Source organism: Bradyrhizobium sp. McL0616, from assembly GCF_049993385.1.
In the GTDB taxonomy this organism is placed as follows: Bacteria; Pseudomonadota; Alphaproteobacteria; order Rhizobiales; family Xanthobacteraceae; genus Bradyrhizobium.
The window spans coordinates 3,019,113-3,044,036 of the sequence record NZ_CP188255.1; the positions used below are offsets into that span (position 1 = coordinate 3,019,113).

Annotated in this window: 25 protein-coding genes and 1 pseudogene; 15 read left to right on the forward strand and 11 right to left on the reverse strand. The window is 62.7% G+C overall.

The features are described 5' to 3' along the window. Positions 1–43: 43 nt before the first annotated feature. From ACPPVR_RS14295 to ACPPVR_RS14305, 3 genes are read right to left on the reverse strand one after another with little or no spacing between them, the layout of a single operon-like run. Positions 44–682: a hypothetical protein gene (locus ACPPVR_RS14295; protein WP_426614830.1), complete on the reverse strand. Its 639-nt coding sequence runs from the start codon at positions 680–682 to the stop codon at positions 44–46. 16 nt (positions 683–698) lie between these two features. Continuing rightward, positions 699–1,898 carry an ERF family protein gene (locus ACPPVR_RS14300; RefSeq protein ID WP_426614831.1) on the reverse strand — a complete coding sequence of 400 codons (1,200 nt, stop codon included), beginning with the start codon at positions 1,896–1,898 and terminating at the stop codon, positions 699–701. After that, positions 1,882–2,724, reverse strand: coding sequence for a YqaJ viral recombinase family protein (locus ACPPVR_RS14305; RefSeq protein WP_426614832.1), 843 nt, complete (start codon positions 2,722–2,724; stop codon positions 1,882–1,884). The genes ACPPVR_RS14300 and ACPPVR_RS14305 overlap by 17 nt, the downstream gene beginning before the upstream one ends. 90 nt (positions 2,725–2,814) lie before the next feature. Between ACPPVR_RS14305 and ACPPVR_RS14310 the strand changes: the two genes are divergently transcribed. Both ACPPVR_RS14310 and ACPPVR_RS14315 read left to right on the forward strand, forming a co-directional pair. Further along, entirely contained in the window at positions 2,815–3,027 is a 213-nt protein-coding gene (locus ACPPVR_RS14310; RefSeq protein ID WP_426614833.1) for a helix-turn-helix domain-containing protein, read from the forward strand. A 433-nt stretch (positions 3,028–3,460) separates the two neighbouring features. Continuing rightward, a pseudogene (locus ACPPVR_RS14315) lies at positions 3,461–3,596 on the forward strand (IS256 family transposase); the annotation flags it as partial. A gap of 187 nt (positions 3,597–3,783) precedes the next feature. Here the strand turns inward: ACPPVR_RS14315 and ACPPVR_RS14320 are convergent. Then, positions 3,784–4,464: a hypothetical protein gene (locus tag ACPPVR_RS14320; protein ID WP_426614834.1), complete on the reverse strand. Its 681-nt coding sequence runs from the start codon at positions 4,462–4,464 to the stop codon at positions 3,784–3,786. A gap of 544 nt (positions 4,465–5,008) precedes the next feature. On the opposite strand from ACPPVR_RS14320, the gene ACPPVR_RS14325 reads away from it, so the two are divergent. The 3 genes from ACPPVR_RS14325 (at position 5,009) to murJ (ending at position 8,929) form a co-directional block, all read left to right on the forward strand. Beyond that, positions 5,009–6,004, forward strand: coding sequence for a Gfo/Idh/MocA family oxidoreductase (locus tag ACPPVR_RS14325; RefSeq protein WP_426614835.1), 996 nt, complete (start codon positions 5,009–5,011; stop codon positions 6,002–6,004). A gap of 52 nt (positions 6,005–6,056) precedes the next feature. After that, the gene (locus tag ACPPVR_RS14330) at positions 6,057–7,208 is read left to right on the forward strand and encodes a DegT/DnrJ/EryC1/StrS family aminotransferase (protein ID WP_426614836.1); all 1,152 of its coding nucleotides are present in this window, start codon (positions 6,057–6,059) and stop codon (positions 7,206–7,208) included. 194 nt (positions 7,209–7,402) lie between these two features. Continuing rightward, on the forward strand, positions 7,403–8,929 hold the full coding sequence (murJ, locus tag ACPPVR_RS14335) for a murein biosynthesis integral membrane protein MurJ (RefSeq protein ID WP_426614837.1): 1,527 nt from the start codon (positions 7,403–7,405) through the stop codon (positions 8,927–8,929). Positions 8,930–9,091: 162 nt separating this feature from the next. On the opposite strand, the gene ACPPVR_RS14340 is transcribed toward murJ, so the two are convergent. Next, positions 9,092–10,060: an ABC transporter substrate-binding protein gene (locus ACPPVR_RS14340; RefSeq protein ID WP_426614838.1), complete on the reverse strand. Its 969-nt coding sequence runs from the start codon at positions 10,058–10,060 to the stop codon at positions 9,092–9,094. Positions 10,061–10,523: 463 nt separating this feature from the next. On the opposite strand from ACPPVR_RS14340, the gene ACPPVR_RS14345 reads away from it, so the two are divergent. The 4 genes from ACPPVR_RS14345 to ACPPVR_RS14360 all read left to right on the forward strand — a co-directional run bounded on the left by ACPPVR_RS14345 (position 10,524) and on the right by ACPPVR_RS14360 (position 15,525). Then, complete coding sequence (locus tag ACPPVR_RS14345; protein WP_426614839.1) at positions 10,524–10,922, forward strand: DUF1127 domain-containing protein; 399 nt, start codon at positions 10,524–10,526, stop codon at positions 10,920–10,922. Between the two features lie 233 nt (positions 10,923–11,155). Next, entirely contained in the window at positions 11,156–13,465 is a 2,310-nt protein-coding gene (locus tag ACPPVR_RS14350) for a xanthine dehydrogenase family protein molybdopterin-binding subunit (protein ID WP_426614840.1), read from the forward strand. A 93-nt stretch (positions 13,466–13,558) separates the two neighbouring features. Continuing rightward, a complete protein-coding gene (locus ACPPVR_RS14355; RefSeq protein WP_426614841.1) occupies positions 13,559–14,008 on the forward strand; it encodes a cytochrome c in 450 nt (149 codons plus the stop codon). 233 nt (positions 14,009–14,241) lie between these two features. Continuing rightward, positions 14,242–15,525 carry a cystathionine gamma-synthase family protein gene (locus ACPPVR_RS14360; RefSeq protein WP_426614842.1) on the forward strand — a complete coding sequence of 428 codons (1,284 nt, stop codon included), beginning with the start codon at positions 14,242–14,244 and terminating at the stop codon, positions 15,523–15,525. Between the two features lie 120 nt (positions 15,526–15,645). Here ACPPVR_RS14360 and ACPPVR_RS14365 read toward each other — a convergent pair whose 3' ends face one another. Then, positions 15,646–15,921 (reverse strand): hypothetical protein, encoded by a 276-nt coding sequence (locus ACPPVR_RS14365; protein ID WP_426614843.1) that lies wholly within the window; start codon positions 15,919–15,921, stop codon positions 15,646–15,648. 36 nt (positions 15,922–15,957) lie between these two features. Beyond that, positions 15,958–16,086: a hypothetical protein gene (locus ACPPVR_RS14370; RefSeq protein ID WP_426614844.1), complete on the reverse strand. Its 129-nt coding sequence runs from the start codon at positions 16,084–16,086 to the stop codon at positions 15,958–15,960. A 3-nt stretch (positions 16,087–16,089) separates the two neighbouring features. On the opposite strand from ACPPVR_RS14370, the gene ACPPVR_RS14375 reads away from it, so the two are divergent. Further along, positions 16,090–16,293 (forward strand): hypothetical protein, encoded by a 204-nt coding sequence (locus tag ACPPVR_RS14375; RefSeq protein WP_426614845.1) that lies wholly within the window; start codon positions 16,090–16,092, stop codon positions 16,291–16,293. A gap of 123 nt (positions 16,294–16,416) precedes the next feature. Here ACPPVR_RS14375 and ACPPVR_RS14380 read toward each other — a convergent pair whose 3' ends face one another. Continuing rightward, positions 16,417–16,836 (reverse strand): CHRD domain-containing protein, encoded by a 420-nt coding sequence (locus ACPPVR_RS14380; protein ID WP_426614846.1) that lies wholly within the window; start codon positions 16,834–16,836, stop codon positions 16,417–16,419. A gap of 153 nt (positions 16,837–16,989) precedes the next feature. On the opposite strand from ACPPVR_RS14380, the gene ACPPVR_RS14385 reads away from it, so the two are divergent. Next, on the forward strand, positions 16,990–17,916 hold the full coding sequence (locus ACPPVR_RS14385) for a c-type cytochrome (protein WP_426614847.1): 927 nt from the start codon (positions 16,990–16,992) through the stop codon (positions 17,914–17,916). Between the two features lie 168 nt (positions 17,917–18,084). Here the strand turns inward: ACPPVR_RS14385 and ACPPVR_RS14390 are convergent, their stop codons facing one another. The 3 genes from ACPPVR_RS14390 to ACPPVR_RS14400 form a co-directional block, all read right to left on the reverse strand. After that, positions 18,085–18,225: a hypothetical protein gene (locus ACPPVR_RS14390; protein WP_426614848.1), complete on the reverse strand. Its 141-nt coding sequence runs from the start codon at positions 18,223–18,225 to the stop codon at positions 18,085–18,087. Positions 18,226–18,318: 93 nt separating this feature from the next. Then, entirely contained in the window at positions 18,319–18,564 is a 246-nt protein-coding gene (locus ACPPVR_RS14395) for an Lrp/AsnC ligand binding domain-containing protein (RefSeq protein ID WP_426614849.1), read from the reverse strand. A 94-nt stretch (positions 18,565–18,658) separates the two neighbouring features. Beyond that, positions 18,659–20,638: a PAS domain S-box protein gene (locus tag ACPPVR_RS14400; protein WP_426614850.1), complete on the reverse strand. Its 1,980-nt coding sequence runs from the start codon at positions 20,636–20,638 to the stop codon at positions 18,659–18,661. Positions 20,639–20,940: 302 nt separating this feature from the next. Between ACPPVR_RS14400 and thiD the strand changes: the two genes are divergently transcribed. The 4 genes from thiD (at position 20,941) to ACPPVR_RS14420 (ending at position 24,859) form a co-directional block, all read left to right on the forward strand. Further along, the gene (thiD, locus tag ACPPVR_RS14405; RefSeq protein WP_426614851.1) at positions 20,941–21,741 is read left to right on the forward strand and encodes a bifunctional hydroxymethylpyrimidine kinase/phosphomethylpyrimidine kinase; all 801 of its coding nucleotides are present in this window, start codon (positions 20,941–20,943) and stop codon (positions 21,739–21,741) included. Between the two features lie 215 nt (positions 21,742–21,956). Then, positions 21,957–22,769 (forward strand): UDP-2,3-diacylglucosamine diphosphatase, encoded by an 813-nt coding sequence (locus ACPPVR_RS14410; protein WP_426614852.1) that lies wholly within the window; start codon positions 21,957–21,959, stop codon positions 22,767–22,769. Further along, positions 22,769–23,812: a glycosyltransferase family 4 protein gene (locus ACPPVR_RS14415; protein WP_426614853.1), complete on the forward strand. Its 1,044-nt coding sequence runs from the start codon at positions 22,769–22,771 to the stop codon at positions 23,810–23,812. The genes ACPPVR_RS14410 and ACPPVR_RS14415 overlap by 1 nt, the downstream gene beginning before the upstream one ends. Before the next feature lie 63 nt (positions 23,813–23,875). Then, positions 23,876–24,859, forward strand: coding sequence for a threonine/serine dehydratase (locus ACPPVR_RS14420; protein ID WP_426614854.1), 984 nt, complete (start codon positions 23,876–23,878; stop codon positions 24,857–24,859). Positions 24,860–24,924 lie beyond the last annotated feature (65 nt).

Below are 24,924 nucleotides of genomic sequence, written 5' to 3' on the forward strand. Positions count from 1 at the left end.
TGATTGCGCGCGCGTCTTCCGCGGCATTGCGCGCGGTCTTGCATTAGCGAAGCCTGAACAAAGGCCGCTTCCAGGAGCCGGGAGCCTGCAGCATCTGAAGGGTGAAAATAACCTGGCCGGCTTGTCTCCAGAGCGTGGCCTCATATCGGCTCAACCTGTCGAGTGGGCAGGTCGGCAGATGTGAAAGCGCGACAAAAGACTGGGTGAGTAGGCCAAACTCACTGCAGGTATCTTCAGAAAAAGAAGGGGGGCCCCGATCCGAGTCTTGACCGAGGGGGATGACCTTCATTCCTTGCATCTCCATTTGCTCTGATTTGCTTGGGTCTTCGTCGGGATTCTGTCGTCGAGGTTCGAGTTCGGGTTCGTTGAAATGGGGCTGCGAAGCATGCATGTTGAACAACCCGCTTTCGATCGCAGTCGTACGCCGCAAGCGCCAAAGCAAACTTGCTAGCCGAAGAACAAGTTCGCGCTCAACCGTCGTTTGCGGATCATAGTCGCGCGTGATCGCCAGTTCGAAAGCGGCGTAGTCGGACGCATCTTCAAAGGCAGTGATTACAGTTTCCGCCGTGAGGCCGTGACGGATGGCATTTTGGCGCGATCGGTTCTTGCCGCCCTCCGTGACGGGGCCCGTGCTTAGGCGCGCGTTGCGTCGGTTGGCCTCGATTTGTCGAAGTGAGGTCATGGAGCACTCGAGAATCTCAGTTTGGCTTCGTTTCGTGATTTTGCACGTGATCTTTGACGACCAGTGCTTTTGCAAGGCCGCGATTTCCGTTGATCGGACCGATCTGCTCTGCACCGCCTTGGTTACTCGCCTCATGCACGTCCGGATGCGTTTCTCGCCAGAGCGAAGCCGCGACCGCCAATGGGTCGATCCCGAGGCGTCGCCACCAGGATCGCTCGTTTCCTCGGCGGTGCAGTTCGCGATGATGAAGGCGGCACACGGGAACGGTGTATTTGTCGCTGACCTTCCGGCCCATGGCGGAGGCCTGCGCAAACTTGACGTGATGGGCGTCGCAAGGCGTTCGGCCGCATACGAGGCAGGGTTGCTGCGCGACAAATCTCAGATGCGCCCGATCCCGTTCGCGCACCGGTTTGGGAAACGAGATTGATGCGTTGCGTCCCGCCCTGCCGACTTCGCCGTCGTTCGCTTGCCCCTCAGCGCCGGGTCCCGTTGCGGATCCTGGGTCTTCAAGCTCGACGAGCTTGGCGGCAAAGGCGCTTTCGACCCGGAGGGCATCGGCTGCCGCAAGCCGGTTTTTCAGCGGCAGCGCGCGAGATGCCCATCGGGTGAGCAGGTCCGGCTCCTTGAACTGCTCCAATTGGGACAGGAGCTGATTCAACAGCCCATCGGAACCCTCCCTGGGCGTCCGGGTAGGTTTGGACGGGGCGGCCCTTCGGTCAGAGCGGGGTGCTGTCTTCTGCGCTGCTCCGGCTTCGGTATTGGGTCCGTAGCCGACGGCAACTTGCCCACCAACATCCGGTGCATCAACGTCATCTTCCCCAGCGATTCCAACCAGCGTGAACAGGGCGTAGCGGCGCGCATAGGTCAGCGCCGCCCCCAGCCGGTGCGGCGCGGCCGTTTCGCTGATCAGGCAGACGGGCCAGTCCGACGACACCCATTCACCGGAGGCATGCACCAGCGTGGTCGTGAGCCTGATGAGGCTAGTCTCCAGTTCGATGGCCGTGGCCTGAACGGTTGCGATCTCATGCCGTCCAAGGCATTTGCGCACAATGTCGAGCCCAGTGGAGAGCGGCGCATAGCGAAAGCTGCGCTGGCCTTCGCGCGGAAACGGAGACTGGATGCTCGCCGTCAGGGATTTTTCGGGGTTGGCGATTTCGACCTGGGCCTTGGCCAGCGCCGTGGCGAGGGCGCCGATGGATTCACTGGACCGCTGCATCGGACGCTCCAGTGCCGATCACGTCAAAACTGATGGCGCCCGACTTGGACCGCTTGGCCCTGACGCCATGACCGACGGCGTCCCGGGCGTCTTCCGGGACCAGCTTCTTCAGATCGGCTTTGGCAGCTTCGTGTTGGGCAAACGCAGCACGGGTTCTGAGGTACATCGCCGACAGATCCGCCCAGGCATTGGACGCGGACATATCAGCAACCCTGATCGCCTCGATCCGCGGGGGTGGCGCCTCGACATCAAACAGGTGAGGGGGCTCTCCCGTCTCGACGCAGCGCCAGAACGTCTTTTCGGCCACCAGCAAGAGGTGCTGGTAGAGCGGATCCGCATGGATTTTTATCTCCACCCACTTTCCGCCGCCGGTGATGATGGAGAGCACTGCGGTCCGGGACGCGGACACCCACATGTTGTGCTGCAATTGGGCCATATGCTTTTCGGCGGCCGCCTCCTCTGAGAAGGACCACGGCAGCATGAACTTGGCCTCGAATACCGCACCTGCCGCCTCGACCATGCCGTCCAATGTGGCGGCCATCCACCGTTTGACCGGATGAAACACCTGCCGCTGCACCTGGCTCACCGCCATGCCGGTATTGCTCTCATACCATTGTCGGTTGAGGTCTTCGGTGACCCGGCCGAGCTGCACGACCAGATTGCGCGAGAGGTCCTCGGGCTCGACTTCGCCTCGCTTTTCCCGCCACAGCCGCAACAGGGCGGCTTCATCGTCGCCCATGATGGTCCGGGCATCAGAGCCGCCGATAAACGAGCGCCTTTCGCCAAAATTCTTTGGTTGTGAATGACTTGAAACGGCATGAGCCATATTCCACCTCGTCGTGTAAATTCGCCTGATGATGATTGCACATGTGACAATAGCACAAGTCCTATGCCTGTGACAAGTGCACAAGTTCGGATGGCTCGTGCTGCGTTGAATTGGACGGTACGCGATCTGGCCGAGGCCGCTGGTGTTCACCGGAACACCATTTCTAATATCGAGGTCGGACGGTACGGCGGAGACCCGCGGACCCTGCGATTGATTGAAGCGACGTTCAAAGCGGCCGGCGTTGAGTTCATCGATGAAAACGGTGGAGGAGCCGGCGTGAGGCTTCGAAAGCCGAGCAAATAGAACTCGCGCGACAGGCAGCAGGACTTAGCAAACAAGGCCAATTCGGGTACGCCGGTGCCGACTTCGTCGACGAAAACGATGGCGAACCCGGCGCGAGACCTTGCAAGGGGCGGGGTCGATTATCGGTTAATCCGAAATTGCCGATTCAAACGGACGCACTTCCAAAGCTGTCAGCGGGTCGGGTCACCTGACCCCCGATCCGCATGCACTCGAGGCGACACGATCCCGAACTTCTTATCGCGGACGAATGCTTGCAGAACGAAGGGCACCTTCTCCGCGATGAGACCCAATGAGATTTCGAAAAGCGAAACACCGATCAAGCAGATCGTAGGCCAAATATCTTGCGGACCCGGCAACGCGCTCAGGACCTTTGACGAAGATCGCCGAACAGGATCGGTCTGATAAGCGGCTGTGTGCGCTGAGCCGCGTCCAAATGCACAACGCGCTGGCGCATGCCGGCAAGAGCGGCGGCGCGTCGTCTCCGCCTTCATCGCCACCGCGTCGCCTAGGACGATGCCGCGCGAACCCAATGGCGCAAGGTCGCGGATCAGCTCCGCCCCGAGCTGCCCAGCGGCACTGATCGGCCACCGAAACCCCGGCCTCGTGCTCCTTCAATATCCCAATGATCTGCTCGTACGGCATCTTCCCCAATGAAGACGCCATCGTTTGCGTCATCGGCGCGATCCGATCGTCAGCCTTCCGGCTATTGCCAGCTTATCTGCCGGCCATGGCTGGTGAACGATGACCCGCCGCCAGCTACGTCACGCCAGGGGACTCGATCATCGTGAGCGAGTGATTGTCTTTCGCGACGTAGTATTTCTTAAATTCCTTGATCATAACCAAGCGCTTCAACACCTTCTCGATCCGCCGGTCAATATCAGCCAGAATCTTCAGTTCCCTCTCCATAATGTCGGGGTCATAAATCCGCTCGATCTGATCCAGACGCTGTTTTTCAGCGGCATTAAGCATTGTAACGAGATTTGTGCCTGAGACGTTTAACTCTTTCGCCAATGTGGTCAATTTCTCGAATTCAACGATGTTGCTCTCGCCGGGAGTTTCATTGGAGTTGGAAATCCGCTCCACATGCTTGCCAATAGTCTGAGACGTAACCTGCGCGGCCTCGAGATGCGACTTGGCCAGGGCGCGAATCTGATCACCGATGCCATCCGACCCATCGCTGCTAGCGGTAGTTCCGCTTGCTCTAACGTCCCGCCGCTTAGTCAGAGCCTCCTTTAATCTGGCATCCAACCGGCGCTTGATCCACTGCAGCTTTGCCATTTCCAATACTGCGGCTTCTTCGGATACTTGCTGTGGCAAGTATTCGGCTCGAAAAGCTTCCCATAGCTTGAGGAAGTCCTGCTCGTTTTCGCAGTCCAGCACTATGTTCTGGCTGTAAAGACCGTGCGTGAGGGCATTTTGGGGCTTAGTATAAGACAATGTATATCTCCTATAAATGATTTGTAACTGTTATTTAAAATTATATTATAGTAATTACTATAATATATTTAGTATATATCAAGTTTAGATGGTTTTCAACCCAGTAACGGGGAATTCGACTACGTTGATGCAACCATTGGGGGTGTTTTTTCGGATGCTCGCATAACGAGCATTTGTCGAAAATGATTTCAAGGCTGGTGGCACTTTACGGGCTTGCCAGCTGCGAAACGAAGCCAAATTTCTGGCTTCGTTATGTGTACTCTCAAGTTGCCCAACACGTCGTGATCCGGCGCTGATGACACAATTGAGGGCTATGAGGGCTATGAGGGCTATTGCGCCCGGCAAGTCGTATTCATCGTGGCTACGATTGCGCTGCTCAATTTGAGGCGAGCTTTCGAAGTGATGTAAGTGTTTGGACCAGGATGTGGTGTAACTTTCTGAATCAAAACGTGTCCGGAAGCGATTGATCGCATTCGCCACATTTGAAGCGCCATGCTAGAGAGCCGCTGGTGACTCAGCAAAAAAATCAAATGGGGCCGATCAAATGAATACTACGGCGATGCACGCGTTGCGCGTCGGCGTCATCGGCGCGGGCGTGATGGGCAGCAACCACGCGCGCGTGCTCGCAGGGCTTCCCGGCGTCAGCCTCGTCGGTGTGGTTGACCCATCGCCGGCGCATCTGGCGCGCACCGCCGAGCTCGCCAGCTGCCAGGGTTTTGAGACGCTCGAGCAGCTCGTCGCTGCGGGCGTCGATGCTGTCACCATCGCGGCGCCGACCCATCTGCATCACGAGGTCGCGCTCGCCTGCATCGCCAAGAACATCCACGTGCTGGTCGAGAAGCCGATCGCATCGACGGTTGCGGAAGGCCGCGAGATCGTCGCCGCCGCGAAAAAGGCCGGCGTCACGCTGATGGTCGGCCATGTCGAGCGCTTCAATCCGGCCGTCGCCGCGGTCAAGCAGGCGATCGCGGGCGAGGACATTCTCTCGATCGCGATCACGCGGGTCGGTCCGTTCCCGCCGCGCATGTCCAATGTCGGCGTCGTCATCGACCTCGCCGTGCACGACATCGACCTGATCCGCTGGTTCACTGAATCCGACATCGTCGAGGTGCAGCCGCAATTGTCGAGCGCGATTGCCGAGCGCGAGGACATCGCGCTGTTGCAGTTCCGGACGGCTAGCGGCGTGCTCGCCCACATCAACACCAACTGGCTGACGCCGTTCAAGGCGCGCAGCGTCACGGTCGCGACCCGCGGCAAATACGTGATGGGCGATCTGTTGACGCGGCAGGTTACCGAATGTTTCGGCTTCAAGCCGGACGGCAGCTATTCGATGCGGCATCTGCCGGTCGGCCATGACGAGCCGCTCCGCGCCGAGCTGATCGCGTTCCTCAAGGCCGTTCGCAGCGGCGAGACGCCTGCGGTGACCGGCGACGAGGGCGTCGCCAGCCTCGAGATCGCAACGCAGTGCCTCGAAACGCCGTCGCGGCCTGCGGCTAAGTCGTCGGCGGCCCTCAAGGGCCCGCGCCGCGTCGTCGGCTGATCCCCCTCGCATGTCGACCGCTCAAACCTCGCAAGACAATCAGCAAGGCGCCATGAACCAGCATCTGCGTTCCGATCCCATCCCCTTCATCGACGTCGGCTCGCAGCGCCGCCGGCTCGGCGCCTCGCTCGATGCGGCCGTCAAGCGGGTGCTCGACCATTGCCAGTTCGTCAACGGCCCGGAGGTCGCCGCGCTCGAGGCGCAGCTTGCGGCGTATTGCGGCGCCAAGCACGTGATTGGCTGCGCCAGCGGCACCGATGCGCTACTGATGGTGCTGATGGCGAAGAATGTCGGGCCCGGCGATGCCGTGCTCTGTCCGTCGTTCACCTTCATCGCAACCGCTTCGCCGGCGGCGCGGACCGGCGCTACGCCGGTTTACGTCGATGTCGACGAAGCCACCTTCAACATGAGCCCGGAATCCCTGAAGCGCGGCATCGCGACCGCCCGAAAGGCAGGCTTGCGGCCGGTTGCGGTCATTCCCGTCGACCTGTTCGGACAGCCTGCCGATCACGACGCCATCGCCGAGATCGCCAAGGCCGAGGGCCTGTTCGTGATCGACGACGCAGCCCAGGGCTTTGGCGCAAGCTACAAGGGCCGCAAGCTCGGCACGCACGGGCTCGCGACCACGACCAGCTTCTTCCCGGCAAAGCCGCTCGGCTGCTTCGGTGATGGCGGCGCGATCTTCACCGACGACGACGAGCTCGCCGCCACGCTGCGCAGCATCCGCGTGCACGGGCAGGGCGTCGACAAATACGACAACGTCCGCCTCGGCCTCACCGGCCGGCTCGACACCATGCAGGCCGCGATCCTGATCGAGAAGCTGACGATTTTCGACGACGAGATCGCCGCCCGCAACAAGGTCGCGGAGCGCTATGCGCGAGGACTGTCCAACGTGGTGACCGTGCCGCGCCTCAGCCCCGGCAACACTTCGGTCTGGGCGCAATACACCATCCGCCTGCCTGAGGGCACCGACCGCGACGGCTTTGCTGCCGCGCTGAAGGCCCAGGGCGTGCCGACCGCGATCTATTACGGCAAGTCGATGCACCAGCAGACCGCCTACAAGCAGTATCCGGTCGCCGACGGCGGCCTGGCGGCCTGCGAGAACCTGTCGCAGGACGTCATCAGCCTGCCGATGCACGCCTATCTGACCGAAGCCGATCAGGAGCGAATCATCGCCGCCGTGCGCGGCGCGCTGGCAACCTGATTTCGCCGTGGTTTCTTCACCTCTCCCGCTTGCGGGAGAGGTCGGATCGCGCAAGCGATCCGGGTGAGGGTTCTCTCCTCTTGGGGGCCCTCGCTCGTGGAGGCACCCTCTCCCCAACCCTCCCCAGCAAGCGGGGAGGGGGCGCACCGCGGCTTGCACCTAGACCTAATCTCGCCATGCTCTAAAACAGACGCATGCTCGGACGTATCTTCACGGTTGGCGGCTATACGCTGCTCTCGCGGCTGACGGGATTTGCCCGCGACATCATGCTCGCGGCGATCCTTGGCGCAGGCCCCGTGGCCGACGCCTTTTTCGTGGCGCTGCGGCTGCCGAATCATTTCCGTGCGATCTTTGCCGAAGGCGCCTTCAACGCCGCCTGGGTGCCGGCCTACGCGCACGTCCATGGCGAGCGCGGGGAGGGGGCAGCACGGCTGTTCGCCGACCGCATCTTCACGCTGCTGCTGGCCTCTCAAGTCGTGCTGCTGATCGTCGCCTGGCTGTTCATGCCGCAGGCCATGAGCCTTCTGGCGCCCGGTTTCAGTGAGGATGCCGAGCAGCGCAAGCTCGCGATCGAGCTGACCCGGATCACCTTTCCCTATCTCCTGCTGATCACGCTGGTGACGCTTTATGGCGGCATGCTCAACGTGATGCAGCGCTTTGCCAGCGCAGCCGCCGCGTCGATCTTCCTCAACGTCGCGATGATGATGACGCTGGCGCTCGCCGCCTGGTTTCCGACCGCAGGCCACGCCGCGGCCTGGGGCGTCCTGATTTCCGGCTTCCTGCAATATTTCCTGCTCGCGGGCGATCTCGCCCGCCATGGCGGCCTGCCGCGTTTTGCGCCGCTGCGGCTCGACGAAGATGTCCGCGCCTTCTTCAGGGCGCTTGGCCCTGCGACATTGGGCTCGATGGGCACGCAGGTCGCGCTGTTCGCCGACACCATCATTGCGACCTTCCTCCCCGCCGGTGCACTGTCGGCGCTCTATTATGCCGACCGCCTCAACCAATTGCCGATCGGCGTCATCGGCATCGCCATCGGCACGGTGCTGCTGCCGGAAATGTCGCGGCGGATCACCGCCAACGATCATGACGGCGCGATGAAGGCACAGCGCCGCGCCTTCGATTTCACGCTGCTGTTCTCCGTGCCGTTCGTCGCGGCCTTCCTCACCGTGCCCGAGGAAATCATGCGCGCGCTATTCGCGCGCGGCGCGTTCTCCAAGGCCGATGCGGCCGCTGCCGGTGCGACGCTCGCGGCCTACGCGATCGGTCTGATTCCCTTCGTGCTGATTCGCAGCGCGGTCGCGACCTTCTATGCGCGCAAGGACACCGCGACGCCGGTGCGCGCGTCGCTGACGGGCATCGCCGTCAACGTCGCGTTGAAACTCGCACTTATGGGATCGCTCGCCCAGATCGGCCTGGCGCTGGCAACCGCCGTCGGCGTCTGGACCAATCTGCTGCTGGTGCTGTTCTTCGCGGTTCGGCGAGGCTTTCTCGTGCCGGACCGCGCGTGGCTGCTGTCGCTCGCCAAATTCCTGCTGACCGGACTCATCATGGCCGCCGCCTTCTGGCTGATCGCGCGCGTCAGCGGTGCTTCTCTGGGCTCGATGCACTTCCGGGACGAATTGACACTGGTCCTGTTGGCCGCCGGGGGCACGATCGTCTACGCGCTCGCGATCCTCATCCTGTTCGGCCGCCGCTGGCTGGTCTCGCTGGTGCGCGGATAGGCCGCGAGGAGTTACGACCACGAAAGCCAAACCCCTCAATGCGACTGCAAGATGCAAATATCAACGGTTCATGAGCCAGGCTAGCAAAATCACTGCTTAGTCATCCGCTCTGGGGAGCGACAGGAGCAGCGATCGATGTGATCGGCCAAAACAGGAAAGCGGTTATTCGATCACCTCATCCGCCCGCGTGAGCAGGGACGGAGATAACTCAAGGCCGATGGCCTTCGCGACCTTTAGGTTCACAACAAGATCGAATTCGGTCGGCTGCTCGACAGGAAGGTCAACGGGCTTTGCTCCCCGCAAAATCTTGTCCACGTACTCCGCGGCGCGCCGGAACAAATTTGGCGTGTTGGGTCCGTATGACATTAGTCCACCGCTAACAACATACTCTCGGAAACCATGCATGGTCGGCAATCGCCGCTGCCGTGCAAGTTCGTTGATAAGAATGCGGTTTGTGTTTACGAGAATATTTGGAGGGACGTAGACGGCCTGTATCTGAGGATCGAGCGACGCCAACGCGGGCTCGATATCGTTCGCACGGTGGATGGGAATGGTAACAACCTCCAGCCCAACGCGCTTGCTAGCGCTATGTATTGCAGCGACGTCGAGCATCGTTCCAGCATATTCGACATAAGCGAGGATCGCGAAACGACGTAATGCGGGAATCGCTTCCTTTATTAGCTCTATTCGTTTCCCGGCAAGATCGGTCGATTGTATCGACATTCCAGTGATGTTGCCGCCCGGTCGTGCGAGACTTGCTACGAGGCCGGTGCCTACCGGGTCTGACATCAACGCAACCACAATTGGTATTGTAGATGTCGCTTTCCTGGCCGAATCCCCGCCGACTGTAACGAGAACGCCGCAACCAAGCTTGACGAGCTCCGCACCGATTTCGGCGTAGCGTTCTTCGCTTCCTTCCGCCCAACGGTACTCGATCTTGGCTGTTCTGCCGTCAGTCCAGCCAAGTTCGGCGAGACGCTTTACGAACGCAGCGGTCCAAGGGCTCCATGCCGAAGGCGTAGCCGCCCCCATAAATCCAATGACGGGTAACTTCGCTGGCTGTTGCGCGCGAGCAGAGAGCGACGAAACCACCGCACCACCAATGCCTGCCACAAACTGTCGCCGTCGCATGCATAGTCCCCAAAGTTTATTGGGTGCAATCTTACTGCAACGCCACCGAAGTGTGAATTGGCCACCAATGTCTGCTTTGGGGTCAACTGCTGACCTCAAAGCTATCACAGAATGTGCGCCTTACTCCCTCGGCGGACGACTGGCACGAACAATTTGCTCGGTGCGGCTGCGAGGAGGGCGCGAGGGCGTCGGAGACGAATGTGCCGGAGCGAGGTGCTCGCCTCCAGGATGCAGCCGTCCTCCGCGCATCTCTTGATTTTGCATGATTGCCGTGCTACGAGCGGCTCATGATGAAATCGTCGCGCAACGTCAACTTCACGCACATGACCCGCTTCGGCTGGGCCGTGGAAGGAGTCGTGCGCTAGGAATTCGACGACGACATCTTTCCACCAGGCCCCGCCGGCATCGGACGGGGCCTTTTGTTTGGCCACGCTCCCTGCCGGCACAACAGCAGGAGCGTCCGATGCCATCTCAACTGACGAACATCACATCCGGGACGGAGCGCGATGCCGCAGGGCTGCGCCTCGGCCTCTCCATCGCGTTGGCGAAAGACGCGGTGGACCGGGCGCTGGCAGCGCGCCTCAAGGCGTCCGCTGCAGCGCTGGACGACGCTTTGTCGGAGAAGGATGCTGCCGGAGCAACGGCCGCATCGGCGCGAAGCGTCCTGGGCTTGCTCAAGCGATATTGGCGTGCGTTTTGGGAGCGGCGCCAGAGCCCACGAGTCACTTTGCAGGAGCTGAGCGACAGGCAGCTGATGGATATCGGCTTGACGCGCGGCGAGATCGACTACATCTCGCCTCAACGGGCTATCGATACGCTCAGAGATAGCACGACGTATCTATGGGGCCGTGGTGTGATGTAGCTTTCAGAGCCGCCTGGTGGGGAGCTTCTTCGCGGCCGATCCTTCGAGACGCCCGCTTTTGGCGGGCTCCTCAGGATGAGGTCTTGGTTCGCGGCGTAATCCCAGACCCTCATGGTGATGGGGCGCGGCGCGTTCCCCGGCTTGTGACCCACGCGCACGGCTAAAGCCGTTTGCCTTGCCACTTTTTTCACGGCAATATGCCGGCAAAACAACCATGCGGACGTGGAGATCAAATGGCAGCCCCCATCAAGTTCGGCGTCGGCCAGAGTGTGCTGCGCAAGGAGGATGACGCGCTCATCCGCGGCAAGGGCCGCTATACCGACGATTACGCGCCGCAGGCCGCCCTTCGCTGCCTGATGCTGCGCTCGCCGCATGCGCATGCCAAATTCACCATCGATGCGAGCCGTGCCCGGACGCTGCCCGGCGTGGCGCTGATCCTGACCGCTGACGACGTCAAAGAGCTCGGCAATCTGCCGTGCCTGTTCAATCTCGAGACCGATCCATTCACCGGCCCGCCTTATCCGATCCTCGCCAAGGACGAGGTGCGCCATGTCGGCGATTCCATCGCCTTCGTGGTGGCCGAGACCATCGACCAGGCCCGCGATGCGATCGAGGCGATCGAGGTGAAGTGGACGCCGCTGCCGGCCGTGACCGGCCTCGTCAACGCCGTGAAAAAGGGCGCGCCGCAGGTCTGGCCGGACAAGTCCGGCAATGTCTTGTTCGACGTCGGGATCGGCGACAAGAAAGCGACCGAGGCCGCGTTCGCCAAGGCGCATGCGGTCGCCGAAATCGCCATCGTCAATCCGCGTGTGGTCGCGAGCTTCATGGAGGCGCGCGCCGCCGTCTGCGAGTACGATGCCAAGAACGATCATCTGACGCTGACGATCGGCAGCCAGGGCAGCCACCGCCTGCGCGACATCCTGTGCCAGAACGTGCTGAACATCCCGACCGAGAAGATGCGGGTGATCTGCCCCGACGTCGGCGGCGGCTTTGGCACAAAGCTGTTTCCGTACCGCGAATACGCCCTGGTCGCAGTTGCTGCGCGCAAACTGAAGAAGGCGGTGAAATGGGCGGCCGACCGAACCGAGCATTTCATGGGCGACGCGCAGGGCCGCGACAACGTCACGACCGCGAAGATGGCGCTGACTGAAGACGGCAAATTCCTCGCGATGGATTGCGACCTGATGGGCGACATGGGCGCCTATCTGTCGACCTTCGGGCCCTACATTCCGCATGGCGGCGCCGGCATGCTGCCTGGCCTCTACGACATCCAGGCCTTCCACTGCCGGGTGCGGACCGTCTTCACCAACAGCGTTCCCGTCGATGCCTATCGCGGCGCGGGGCGGCCCGAGGCTGCCTATGTGATCGAGCGCCTCGTGGACGCTTGTGCGCGAAAACTCGACATGACGCCGGACGCCATCCGCCGCAAGAACTTCATTCAGCCGAAGGCGCTGCCCTACAAGACCGCCACGGGAAAGGTTTATGATTCCGGCGATTTCGCCGCGCATCTCAAGCGCGCGATGGAGATCGGCGACTGGAAGGAGTTCGGAAAGCGCGCCAAGGCGGCCAAGAAGAACGGCCTGATCCGCGGCATTGGGCTGGCGAGCTATGTCGAGGTCTGCGGCACCATGGGCGAGGAGACCGCCAATGTGCGGATGGACCCCAATGGCGACATCACCGTCCTGATCGGCACGCAGTCGAGCGGGCAGGGCCACCAGACCGCCTATGCGCAGATCGTCGCCGAGCAGTTCGGCGTTGCGCCCGAGCGCGTGCACGTCCACCAGGGCGATACCGCAATGATCGCCACGGGCCTCGGCACCGGCGGCTCCGCCTCGATTCCCTCGGGTGGCGTCAGCGTCGAGCGCGCCACGCGGGAGCTCGGCCAAAGGCTGAAGGAGATCGCGGCGCAGGCGCTGGAAGCCAGCGCCGGTGATCTCGAGATCTCCGAGGGCGTCGTGCGCATCGCCGGCACGGACCGTTCGATCTCGTTCGCCGATCTCGCAAAGCGGCCGAATGCCGATCCGTCCAAGCTGAATGCCAGCGCGACCTTCGCCAGCGCCGACGGCACCTATCCCAACGGCACCCATGTCGCGGAGGTCGAGATCGATCCGGCGACCGGCATCATCAAGATCGTCAACTACGTCATCGTCGACGATTTCGGCAAGACGCTCAATCCGCTGCTGCTCGCCGGCCAGGTGCATGGCGGCGCCATGCAGGGCATCGGCCAGGCGCTGATGGAGCAGGTGGTCTATGGCGCCGGTGACGGCCAGCTCATCACCGCGACCTTCATGGACTACGCGCTGCCGCGCGCAGCCGACGGCCCGTCCTTCGTGTTCGAGACCAACAACATTCCCTGCACGACCAATCCGCTGGGCGTGAAGGGCGCGGGCGAGGCCGGTGCGATCGGCTCCTGTCCCGCCGTCGTCAACGCCATCGTCGACGGGCTCTGGCGCGAATACAAGATCGACCACATCGACATGCCGGCGACACCAGAACGTGTTTGGATCGCGATCAACGAGCACCACCGCCGCCACAGCCTCTAGGCGGGGATCCGCGCGGCGGGAATAATCGCCCGCCGCCGGGTTCTAACCATCAATGATCCCCCCAACCGTCTTGCGATCCGGAGAAACAAACCGATGAAACGAACGATGATTGTCGTGGGCACTCTCGTTTTGGGTGCGGGCGCCGTGATGGCGCAGCAGGAGATTGCCGTCCAGCAGGACAATCTGATGCGCTCGATCGCCAAGAACCAGTATGGCATCATCCTGAAGATGACGAAGGGTGAAATCCCCTACGATCAGAAGGCCGTCGATCAGGCGATCGCAAGCATGGAAATCGACGTCACCAAGATCGCAAAGACGTTCGAGGTCAATCCCAAGCAGGACGTGGTCAACGCGACCTACGGCGCGTCGCCGAAGGTCTGGCAGAACAAGGCTGATTTCGACTCCAAGATTCCGCCGGTGCAGAAGGCGATCGCCGAGGTCAAGGGCAAGATCACCGACGTGGCGAGCCTCAAGGCCGCCTACACAGCGATCAACGATCGCTGCACCGATTGCCACGAGACGTACCGGCTGAAGCTGAAGTAGCGTCCCGTCCTTTTCTACGCTCGAGCTCGCAGCCCGCATGAGTCGCTCATGCGGGCTGCAGGCGTTTCCTCAACCGACATAGGATGCGAAGCGCAACTGCAAATTCTGTTCGCATGGCCTGACGGATCGCCGTCCGAGTGGTTATCTCTGGTCGCGCCGCTGCGGCGTTGATGCCTCACGACATCAGGAGTTCCAACGCACGGCGCGGATCCCAGTCAACAGCGAGGCAGGCCATGGTCAAACCGTTCCCGTCGAAAACCCATATCGGCAACCATATGCTGCATCCGGAAACGCTGATGCTGACCTATGGCTATGATCCGCAATTGTCGGAAGGCGCCATCAAGCCGCCGGTGTTCCTGACCTCGACCTTCGTGTTCAAGACGGCCGATGACGGGCAGGATTTTTTCGATTTCGTCGCCGGCCGTCGCGAGCCGCCGGAAGGCATGGGCGCGGGCCTGGTCTATTCGCGGTTCAACCATCCCAACAGCGAAATCGTCGAGGACAGGCTCGCCATCTATGAGCGCACCGAGAGCTGCGTCCTGTTCTCATCCGGCATGGCGGCGATCGCGACCACGATCCTGGCTTTCATTCGCCCTGGCGATGTCATCCTGCACTCTCAGCCGCTCTATGGCGGGACGGAAACCCTGTTGACGAACACGCTTTCGCGTCTTGCGATCGGCGCGGTCGGCTTTGCCGATGGCATTGACGAAGCGGTGGTCGGCCAGGCCGCGGAGGAGGCCATGCGCAAGGGCCGGGTTGCGATGATCCTGATCGAGACCCCGGCCAACCCGACCAACGGCCTGGTCGACGTTGCGTTGATGCGCCGCGTCGCGGAGACCATCGGAAAGGCCCAGGGCCACACGCCGATCATCGCCTGCGACAATACGCTGCTCGGTCCGGTGTTTCAGCGGCCGATCGAGCATGGCGCGGATATTTCGCTGTACTCGCTGACCAAATATGTCGGCGGTCATTCCGACCTGATCGCGGGCGCAGCCCTCGGCACCAAGGCGATCATGAAGAGCATCAAGGCGCTGCGCGGCGCCATCGGCACCCAGCTCGATCCGCATTCCTGCTGGATGATCAACCGCTCGCTCGAGACCCTGAGCCTGCGCATGGAGAAGGCCGACAGCAACGCGCGCCTTGTGGCGGACTATCTGCGCGACCATGACAAGGTCGCCAAGGTCCACTATCTCGGTCATCACGAAGAAGCATCACCGGCCGGCCAAGTGTTTGCGCGGCAATGCCTGGGTGCGGGATCGACGTTCTCGTTCGACATCGTCGGCGGCAAGGCGGCAGCGGTGAGGTTCCTCAACGCGCTCCAGATATTCAAGCTCGCGGTGAGCCTTGGCGGAACGGAGTCGCTGGCGAGCCTGCCGGCGACGATGACCCATTCCGGCGTTCCGGCCGACATTCGCCAGAAAATCGGCGTTCTGGATTCCACGATCCGGCTGTCGATCGGTATCGAACACCCCTCGGACCTGATCGCAGATCTCACGCAGGCATTGAGTGCGGCTTAGGTACTGCTCAAAGCGGATTGGACGTGCGACATGCCGAGATGATTGCCGCGGCAGCCTCGTTGGCCTGGGCGCCCGAGAGCTGCCGCACGAGACAAACGTAATAGCCCTTGCTGGACTCGTTCAACAAGGAGTCGCCGTTGACCACAGCCAGTTGCAGGCCGATCGGATGTACTGGATGGCAAGAGGCGATCTGGTATCGCGGATCGCGGACAGCTCGCATTGAGCCTGCTTTTCGATGTCGGTTTGCGCGACGGCCGGTTCGGAGAATGAAAGAAGCGCTGCGGCAACGACAACGCCCGCCAGAATGTGCAATGATGTGTGACCAGGTTTCCGGCAGGCCCCTTGGTGCGATAATTTGTCGGAGAAGGCGGGATAATTCTCGTTGGGAGTGGTCATGTTGCGCCCCTTTGCTCTGGAGGCGATCATAAAGCGTCAGATCGACGGCACAATGGTCGTTGCCCTCGTGCAGCCAAGGTCCCAACTCTCATCGCGCATCTCACCTGCGTCGATCTGTTCCGCGATGACGATGCCGGGCGGTTCGACCTCAACCTTGCCGCCCATGGCATGCGGCTGCGCAAGATCGTGGGCCCCTCGATCAAGGCGCTCGGCATCCTGCGCGAAGAGAACGCAATGTTCGAATCTGTCGACGGTAGCCATCAGCGCGACGACGTGATGATCGATTGCCTCGCTTCCTGGCGCCTGCTGCGCGAAGGCGTGCCGCGCCGGCCGCCGACGCCTTCCTTGCCTGGCACGACGATGCCGAGGTGATCCTTAGAAGCCACCAGGTCGCCGTGCGGAAGCGTCGCGCCTGAGAGGTTCGACCTCGGCCGGAATCGAAAAGGCCGGCCGCCCCCTCTGCGCCCGGCCTTTCCGTAACGAAGCAGCTTTGGTTTACTTCGTCACCTGACCGCGGATCTCGCCGCCCGGGTTGGCCGCGGTGTGAATGTTGACGTAGAGCTTGCCGCCGAGGAGATCGGAGGCCTGCGCGTCGGTCAGCGTGGCCGAGCCCTCGGCCGGGCTGTTGGCGATGCCCGCGATCGGAACCGCGACGCCGGCGTTCTTGCCGGTCTCGGCGGGGCCGTGGAAATGGGCGGCGGTGGCGGGGCCGGAGAGGCCGGAATAGCTCACCTTCCAGGAGAGCTTCTTGGTGGCGGCGTCATAGTCGAGATCGGCCGTGCCGGTGCCGCTGCTGGTGGTGGCGGGGACTTCGGACTTGCCGTCCAGCGTCGCCTTCAGTTTCTCCGCGCTGGCCGAGCCTGCGAATGCGACGGCGGCTCCGAGGGCCAGCGTGGCGAAAAGCGCTTTGTTCATGGGTCTCTCCCTGTTGACATCTGATTGCAGTCAATTTGCAAACAGTGCGGTTCCGACTTTATTCCCGCATTCTGATCAAACCATCTAAATTATTCGTGGCTGGAGCGGAAACGGGATGGTCCGTAAATTCGCCAGAGCTCGATGGGATCCTCAATGCTGCGACGAACAATTTTGGCCATGCTGGTCGCCGCAGCAGCAGCTTTCTGCTTTTATTGGTGGCTGACCGCGCCGTCCGCATTGGCATTGCCGGCGCCCACGCGGGGGCCGGATCTCGCCAATGGGCAGGAGCTGTTCAACGCCGGCGGCTGCTCGTCCTGCCATGCCCTGCCCAACCAGCCCGATCGCCTGCGGCTCGGTGGCGGCCTGTCGCTCGGCTCGCCGTTCGGGACGTTCTATGCACCGAATATCTCCCCGGATCTCACCGACGGCATCGGCCGCTGGAGCGAGGCCGATTTTGTCAACGCCGTGATGCGCGGCATTTCTCCCGAAGGCAGCAATTATTTTCCGGCGTTTCCCTACACCTCCTACCACCTTGCGAAGGTCGAGGACGTCCGCGATCTCTTCGCCTATCTGAAGACGCTGCCGCCCGTGTCCGGCCGGGTGCGTGATCACGATCTGCCGTTTCCTTTCAATATCCGCCGCAATGTCGCCATCTGGAAATTGCTGTTCATGGATGTCAGGCCGTTCGTGCCGGATGCAAAGCGCTCGGCGCAATGGAATCGCGGCGCCTATCTCGTGAACGGTTTTGGCCATTGCGCCGAATGCCACAGCCCGCGCAATTTTCTCGGCGGCCTCATCACCTCGCAGCGCTTCGCCGGCGGTCCCAATCTGGAAGGCGAGGGCTGGGTGCCGAACATCACGCAGAAGGGCATCGGTGCGTGGAGTGAGAAGGACATCGCCGACTTTCTCGAAACCGGCGACATGCCGGAGGGCGACACTGCCTCAGGCTCGATGCGGCCGGTGATCAAGAACCTGGCGCAGTTGAAGCCTGAGGATCGCGCTGCGATGGCCGCCTATCTGAAGTCGCTGCCGCCCGTGGACGGGCCGACGCCGCCAAAGCGCAAGGCGGGTGGCGGCTGAGGCCGGCCGTTTCCATTTGACACGCCGTGATTGCGCCCCTTCCTCAGGTGCTGGTTAGGAATTGGAATTGCGTCACAATGGAGTGTCGAAGCTTCGCGCAATTGCGGTTGGTCGTTTCGACATCTTCCCGTCTGATGAGGGTGACGCGTTCCTGAGATGGCCCGCGTATCAAAGCTTCCGAAGGCCGAGCCAGACCTGCGCGGCGCTGCCGTCGAGGTTGTAGTAGACGCCATTCTGATGGTTGGCCAACAGCACTTCACTATCAAACTGCTGGCTGATCAGCAGCGGCACCGAAGTCGTGAGGGCCATGACTTGCTCAGTGCTCACTTCAATTCCAAAGACCCAACGCTAACAAAGGCCGCCGGCTGCGAGAACCGCGCCAATTGCGCCAATTCAGGATAGCTAGCTCGCGCCGAACGCCTTGAAGGTGATGATGGTGAGGGTGTCCTGGATACCTGGCAGGATCTGCACCTTCTCGTTGATGAAATGGCCGATGTCGGTGTCGTTGTCGACGTAGAATTTCACCAGCAGGTCGTAATGGCCGGCCGTGGAGTAGATCTCGGAGGCGATCTCGGCTTCGGCGAGCGCGTTGGCGACCGTATAGGACTGGCCGAGCTTGCATTTGATCTGGACGAAAAAGGGAACCATTGCAGTCACTCCGAAGGCATAGCTGGCGGCTAATAGGCCAAAACCAGCCCGATTTAGCAAGCGGGCTGGCCGGCCGCCAGATGCTGGCCTGCGCTCAGGAGGTCACAGTTGCCGCGGCAAAGGCGTCCCTGAGCCGCTGCGCCAGTTCGGCGTTGCGATAGGGTTTTGTCAGGACGACCGCCTGCGCTTGCGCCCGGCCCTGCTCGACCAGGGTCTCCAGCGCGTAGCCGGAGGTGAACAGCACCGGGAGGCCGGGGCGAATCCGCCGGGCCTGCTCGGCGAGCTCCCAGCCGCTTATGCCGCCCGGCATGACGATGTCGGTGAACAGCATGGCGATGCCGGGATCGGCGCGCAGCCGCTGCAGGGCCTCCTTGCCGTTGACGGCCGCGACAACGCGATAGCCGAGCGCTTCCACCCTGAGGATGACCGAGGAGCGCACGAACGGATCGTCCTCCGCGATCAGGATCGTTTCGTGACCGCGTGGTGCGGCCTCCTCGCTCTCCACCAAATCAGTGAGGGATTGCCCGGCGCCGGTGCGTGGCAGGTAGATCCGGACCGTCGTCCCCAGGCCCTGTTCGCTATAGATCGAGACATGGCCGTCGGACTGTTTTGCGAAGCCATAGATCATGCTGAGCCCGAGACCGGAGCCCTTGCCGACATCCTTGGTGGTGAAGAACGGTTCGAAGGCGTGCTCGATCACCTCAGGCGTCATGCCTTCGCCGTCATCGGTGACGGAGATCAGGGCGTAGCTGCCGGACACGACTTCGGGGTGCAGGTTGCGATAATCCTCGTCGATCGCGGCGAGTTCCGTGCTCAGCGTCAGATGTCCTCCTGATGGCATGGCGTCCTGCGCATTCAGCGCAAGGTTCAGCACAGCGGATTCGAGCTGGGTGCGGTCCGCGAAGGCCTTGATCGTGCCGGGCCCGAACGCGGTGTTGATCTCGATATTCTCGCGCAAGGTGCGCTTGAACAGTTTGAGCATGGATACGATCAGCTCGCGGCAATCGATCGTCTGCGGCCGGAGCAGCTGGCGGCGGCTGAATGCGAGCAGCCGCTGCGTCAGCTCCGCGCCGCGTTCGCCGGACTCGCAGATGTCGTCGGCGAATTGCCGCAGATCGGGCCGCGTCTTGAGCTGCTCGCTGAGAAGCTCGGCGTTGCCGATGATCACGGTCAGGAGATTGTTGAAGTCATGAGCGATGCCGCCGGAGAGCTGGCCGACCGTCTCCATCTTCTGCGCCTGCTGAAGCTGCTGCTCGGTCAGCTTGCGCGTAGTCAGGTCGTGGACGATTCCGACGTAGATCAGCTCGCCGTCCTGCCACGCCTGGCCCACCGACAGATTCATCGGAAAGGTCGAGCCGTCCTTGCACAGGCCGGCGGTTTCCCCGGTGGAGAAACGCCGCGCATGACCCGTGGATGAGGGCCTCTCCACGTCGGACATCAGCATGCCGACGTCATGATTCATGACCTCCTCGGCGCGATAGCCGAACAACCGTTCGCAGGCGGGATTGAACAGAAGAATGCGGGCTTGCGCATCGAACAGGATGACGCCGTCGACCGCGGTCTCGACGACGGCGGTGAGGCGCGTCATGCTCTCGCGCATCGCGCGCTGGGCGTCCCCAACCTGCCGGAGCAGCAGCGTCGCATCCCGGCTCTTGATTTCCTCCTCTTCGAGCGCGGCCTGGACCTTTTGAAGCTCGAACGGGGCGGGGATGGTCAGGATTTTCGGCAACAGCAGCCAGAGCGCTGCCGCCGTGGAGATCGATGCAACCGCGGTCGCCGCCTTGACGATGCTCTCGATGCCATAGATCGGGACCCAGAGCGTGTAGATCGAGAGCACATGCGTCAGGCCGCATGCCATGATGAGGATTGCGAACGCCCAGTAGACCCACCCGAACTGGAGGTCGCGCCGCTTGGTGACGAGAATAGTGAGGGCGAACGGGATCGAGAAATACGCAGCCGCGATGGAGGCGTCCGAGACGACGTGGAACCAGATCAGCTCGGGCTCCCACAGCAGGCAGATGCCGTGCGGTGAAAACATCGACGAATCGAGGAGACGTTCGAAATAGGCCCACATGATACAATCCCGAGAGGCTTGCAGGCCGGGCCGGCCCGTAGCGTGGCGTCGCTGACGAATCCACTAACGTTTCATTGATCCGGAGGGACGCCAAGACCGCGCGATGCCGAGGTCTTATTTTCGCTGGATGTGCACGCTCGCGGGACGACAGCGCAACGCGGGACCCTTTTCGCCTGATTCGCCGGTACGCGATCGGCGGGGCCGCGGACCAGGGTTGCGGTGGCAGGCCCGGCTTGCTGGCGTGCTGGGCGCGCGCTAGGACAGATCATGGCCGTGTTTTCTTCAAGCAAGTGTCTCCCGCGATGACGACGCCCGTGGCGCTCACCATCGCCGGCTCCGATTCGAGCGGCGGCGCCGGCATCCAGGCCGACCTGAAGACCTTTGCCGCGTTCGGCGTCTACGGCGCGTCCGCCATCACGGCGTTGACGGCGCAGAACACCAACGGCGTCACCGGCATTCACGCGGTGCCTGCGGAATTCGTCACCGCGCAGATCGATGCCGTGTTCTCCGATCTCGAAATTGGCGCGGTGAAGATCGGCATGGTGGCACAGGCCGCGAGCATCGATGCCATCGCAGCCGCGCTGTCGCGCTGGGCGCCGCGGCATGTGGTGCTCGATCCCGTGATGGTCGCAACCTCCGGCGACCGTCTGCTGGCGTCCGAAGCCGTCGAGGCCCTGCGGCAGAAACTGATGCCGCTGGCGTCGGTCATCACGCCCAATCTGCCGGAGGCCGCCGCTCTGCTCGACGAGCCGGTCGCGCGAAGTGAAGCCGACATCGAGAGCCAGGGGCGCCGCCTGCTCGCGCTCGGCTGCCGCGCGGTGCTGATCAAGGGCGGGCACGGCGAGGGCGCCGAAAGCATCGATTATCTCGTCGATGCCGACAACACGATCGCGCTCGCCGCAACCCGCGTCGCCACCCGCAATACCCACGGCACCGGCTGCTCGCTGTCCTCGGCGGTCGCGGCGGGTCTCGCCAAGGGCGATGATCTCGAGCGCGCGGTGCGCAACGCCAAGAGCTGGATCAGTGCGGCGATCGCGGCTGCCGACCGCTTCAGCGTCGGTCACGGCCACGGGCCGATCCATCATTTCCACAAGTTTTACTGACAGCGGCTTCGAGCTGCGCGCCGGCCCCCGCCGTTAACCAGTATGGCCGCGGTACCCGGGCTTTTGCGGACAACCATGGCCGCCTCATGTCGCCTGATTGTCGCATGCGACTGATATTCGCGGGGAGGGCGAGGCGAGGTTTGATTCGTATCTGAGGGTGCCTCAAAGGTTCAATGGTCATCCCCCTGTCACGGGACATTGTTACAGGCTGTCGCATGGGAAGTTACGATGTGAGTGACGAGAGCCCTGAAAGGCGCTTTCGCACCTTGTTTATCTCCGACGTCCATCTCGGAGCCCGCGGCTCGCAAGCCGACCTTCTGCTGGACTTCCTGCGCTACCACGATGCCGACACCATCTATCTCGTCGGCGACATCGTCGATGGCTGGGCGCTGAAATCGAGCTGGCACTGGCCGCAATCGCACAACGACCTGGTCCAGAAGCTTCTGCGCAAAGCGCGCAAGGGCGCCAAGGTCATCTACATCCCCGGCAATCACGACGAATTCCTGCGCAACTATTACGGCACGCATTTCGGCGGCATCGACGTGGTCGAGAACACCGTCCACACCGGCGTGGATGGCAAGCGCTTTCTCGTCATCCACGGCGACATCTTCGACCTCGTGGTGCAGAACGCGCGCTGGCTCGCCCATCTCGGCGACAAGGCCTACGACTTCGCGATCCAGATGAATCGCTTTGTCAACTTCTTCCGGCGCATGTTCAAAGTGCCCTATTGGTCGCTGTCGCAATGGGCCAAGCAGAAGGTCAAGAACGCCGTCAACTATATCGGCGCGTTCGAGCAGGCGCTCGCCGCCGAGGCGCGTCGTCACGACGCCGACGGTGTGATCTGCGGCCACATCCACTACGCCGTGATCCGCGACGAGGGCGGCATCCGCTACATGAATTGCGGCGACTGGGTGGAGAGCTGCACCGCGCTGGTCGAGCATGACGACGGCCGTTTCGAGATCATCACCTGGGCGGATCAGGCGCAGAAGCCGGCCGAAGTCCCGCAGGTGGCAGCAAGGGCGGCCTGATGCGCATCCTGGTCGCGACCGACGCCTGGCACCCGCAAGTCAACGGTGTGGTTCGGACGCTGACCAAGCTCGCTGACGCGGCCAAGGGGTTTGGTGTCGAGTTCACGTTCCTGACGCCGCAATCGTTTCGTACCTTTGCGATGCCGAGCTATCGCGACGTGCGGCTGGCGATGCCGCGCCCGGCCCGGATTGCGAAGCTGATCGAAGAAGCCCGGCCCGACAGCATTCATGTCGCGACGGAGGGGCCGATTGGCCTGATGGTCCGCCGCTATTGCCGCCAGCGCAAGCTGCCGTTCACGACCAGCTTCCACACCCGCTTTCCCGAATATGTTCGCGCCCGGGTGCCCGTTCCGGAATCCCTGATCTGGCGGGCGCTGCGACGTTTCCACAGCACCAGCCGGGCTGTGATGGCGGCAACGCCGGCGCTCGCACGCGAGCTCAGCGAGCGCGGTTTTGCCAATGTCGTGCTGTGGCCGCGCGGCGTCGATACCCATTTGTTCCATCCCCGCGCCATCGACCTCTGCCTGCCGGCCCCGGTGTTCCTCTCGGTCGGCCGTGTCGCGGTGGAGAAGAATCTCGAGGCCTTCCTCGACCTCGACCTGCCCGGCACCAAGGTGATCGTCGGCGACGGCCCGGCGCGCATTGCGCTGGAAGAGGCCTATCCAGACGCGATCTTCCTCGGCGAAAAGCACGGCGAGGCGCTGGCGGACGTCTATGCGGCGGCCGATGTCTTCGTGTTTCCGAGCAGGACCGACACCTTCGGCCTGGTCCTGTTGGAGGCGCTGGCAAGCGGCCTGCCGGTCGCGGCGTTCCCGGTAAAGGGGCCCCGCGACGTGATCGGCGATGCGCCGGTCGGCGCGCTGGATCATGATCTGCGCAACGCCTGCTTCGCCGCGCTCGACATTTCGCGGCCGGCCTGCGTCGAATTCGCCTCCAATTACACCTGGGAGGCCTCCGCGCGGGCTTTTGTGGACAGCATCCGGGCCGTCGGCGCGGTGCTGCCCGGCCGGAACGGCACGGAACAGCCGCGGTTCGTCGCCTGACCTGCAAAAAGCCTCTCGCGGAGGTGTCTTGCCCGCGGCGTATCCCGCGCGATAACATCTGACATGACCGAACAGCCCCTTCCGATCGGCCCCGCCGATATCGATGCCGCCGCACGCGTGATCGCGCCCTTCGCCATCCGCACCCCGCTTTTGTCCTTTCCCGTGCTCAACGAGCGCGTCGGTACAAAGGTGTTTTTGAAGCCGGAGATGCTCCAGCGCACCGGCTCCTTCAAGTTCCGCGGCGCCTTCAACAAGGTCGCCTCGATCCCGCACGACAAGCGCGTCGGCGGCGTGGTCGCGTTCTCCTCCGGCAACCACGCCCAGGGCGTGGCGGCCGCGGCCAAGATCCTCGACATGCACGCGACCATCGTGATGCCGGCGGACGCGCCGCTGTCCAAGCGCGAGCGCACCAAATCCTACGGCGCCGAGGTCGTGCTGTACGACCGCGACCGCGACGACCGCGAGGCGATCTCGCGCGGCATCGCCGAGAAGCGCGGTGCGACGCTGGTCCGGCCGTATGACGATCCCTTCGTGATCGCGGGGCAGGGCACCGCCGGCCGCGAAATCGCGGAAGACATGGCAGCGCTCGGCCTTAGCCCCGACATCGTGGTGGCGCCGGCCTCCGGCGGCGGCCTGATCGCGGGCGTCGCGACCGCGGTGAAGGCACGCTATCCGCTGGCGCAGATCGTGGTGGCAGAGCCCGAGGCGTTCGACGATCACGGCCTGTCGCTGACCGCCGGTCATCGCGAGCCGCATGCGCCTGCGGGCCGCACCATCTGCGACGCGCTGATGGCGCTGATCCCCGGCGAGATGACCTTTGCGATCAACAGCAAGCTATTGGCGCGCGGTGTCACCGCGTCGGATAAGGAAGTCGGCGCGGCGGTGGCGTTTGCCTATCGCGAGCTCAAGCTCGTGGTCGAGCCCGGCGGCGCCGTCGGCCTCGCCGCGCTGCTGGCCGGCCGCCTCGACGTCGCCGGCAAGAACGTGGTCATCGTGCTCTCCGGCGGCAACGTCGATGCCGATTTGTTCGCCGAGCTGGTGGCCTGATTCTCCGACATGAAGAAGGGGCAGAGCGTTGCCGCTCTGCCCCTTTGTCGTATGCGCTCAGACCG